The organism is Endozoicomonas sp. SESOKO3 (genome assembly GCF_024606255.1).
In genome coordinates this window covers 1-2,022 of record NZ_JAHHPR010000402.1, presented here as the reverse complement: position 1 = coordinate 2,022, position 2,022 = coordinate 1, and the positions used below count along the sequence as shown (strand labels likewise).

General features: G+C 42.6%; 1 protein-coding gene. It reads left to right on the top strand.

What is annotated here, in order from left to right; translation table 11 throughout:
* The first annotated feature begins 522 nt into the window (after positions 1–522).
* The gene (locus KDK18_RS07000) at positions 523–1,653 is read left to right on the top strand and encodes a hypothetical protein (RefSeq protein WP_257254162.1); all 1,131 of its coding nucleotides are present in this window, start codon (positions 523–525) and stop codon (positions 1,651–1,653) included.
* Positions 1,654–2,022 lie beyond the last annotated feature (369 nt).

Below are 2,022 nucleotides of genomic sequence, written 5' to 3'. Positions count from 1 at the left end.
ATTTATTGAGCAACGTCGCTATAATCTTGATTCATGCATTCACCCTTGCTCTGATCAATGGCTTTTCAAACAATGCTCTATATGGCGTCTCGCTGGAAGAAAGTTTTTCCGAAACAGCCCGCAACCAATGGCAGAAGGTTTATGCTCCACTGGATTATTTGTACACCTTGTTTAATTAAGAATGAGTAAGATGCAAGCGACGGATAATTAGATTATGAATCACCAAAAAATGATGGCGAAAATCCCATTACTGTACTAAAAGGTCTCATTAAAACAACTAAGTCCCAAGGACTTGTGACAGATTCCTCAGTGTGCTGGCCGGTTTTTTTACAACTAAAAACAAGCATATTAATAGTGGTACGGGAAGACCAGGTTTGTCGTTTCCTGGCAATAAAACAGTTATTCGAGTTAAGGATATGAACAATGAAAACATCCGGTAAACTAATACCACTATTCTCGTGCTTGTTATTGATCTGTTCATTCGCTCACTCAGGCGTATCGAAAGAAGAACAGTTTAACTTATTGAGCCACTACAATAATGCATCATTAGTTGGAGACAGTCTGAATCTGTTTATCAGCGGTTCCGGGCTGGCCGTTTCAACCCTGATCCAATATGGATTCTGGTACGGCATCTGCAAATCACCCGAGGTAGTATCAGCCCTTGCAGGTCGCTTTGACCTGTCAGGCACAGAAGAAAATGAGTTACATGGGATCAGAGCATCTTTTTGTCATCAACTCGCAGCCGTTATCACCTCCACTGAAGTTGCCTTAGCCGGGCACCTATCACCGTGGCCCCTTGAGCTGCCCTGGTGGCAACCACTGCGATTTGTAGGAACAGCCTACGTTGGTTATCAAACATACACTCACCAGAATCCTTATTCTGCCACCATTAAAACTGCGATTTATTTTACCCATGAGGTAGTGGCAAGAACCGTAACCGGAGCCAGTGCTATTCGGAGCTTGAGGAAACAGAACACAAGCACAATCCAACCTTTAGATTATGCCCGAAATGAATATTTCATGTTGTCATCAACTGCTAGCATGCTGGTCGGAATAATGTTCTATAAAAAGATGCTCGCCATAGGTTCAACATCTTTGGAAGCGGCCATTGCTTACTTGATATCTGCTGGATTGACGGAAACAATATCAGCAATAAGCTATCTTCCAGTACTTAATTCAGACAGTGCTGGTATAGAGGAGAAAGAAGCAAAAGCCATAGCAGCAGCGGGAAGCGGAGCCATAGCAGCAGCGGGAAGCGGAGCCATAGCCGGATCGATTACTACAGCCATATCCGCGGCCATGGTTTCCTGGGGCAGATCAGATCTATCCTTGAACATAGCTGAACTTATCACCATAACCTTAGCTATACCTGACGTTAGACACCTGAATGGAAGTGAGATCTTAATCGGAACGATAGCCGGAACCGGATCCATACAATTTTTATTTCAACAAAGCCGGATACTGGACTCAGAACATTTAATGAGAAACGGCGCTGTTACCTTGGCTCCTGCATTAGCTCTGGCTTTAATCAATGGCGTTTCAAACAATGCTGTTTATGGTTACTCACTTGAAGAAAGTCTCACCGAAACAGCCCGTACCCAATGGATGAAGTTTTATGCTCCTTTGGATTACTTGTACACCTTGTTCAATTAACAACGAGTTCGATGCGAGCGACGGCCAATTAAATTTCATCTTATGAATGAGCAAACAATGATAGCGTGAATTACATTGCTGTACTATAAGGAAAGCCTCATGAAAACAACAAAATTCTAAGGACTTATGACTCGTTCCTGCGCGTGCTGATCGGGTTTTCACAACCACAAACAAGCAGGTTTGTGGCGGTACGGGAAAACTCGCTTTGTCGTTTTCTGATAATAAGTCAGTTACTCAAATTAAGGATATGAATAATGAAAACATCCGGTAAACTAATACCGTTATTCTCATGCTTGTTATTTATCTGTTCGGTTGCTCACTCAAGCGTATCGAGAGAAGAACAGTTTAATTTATTGAGCCACTACAATA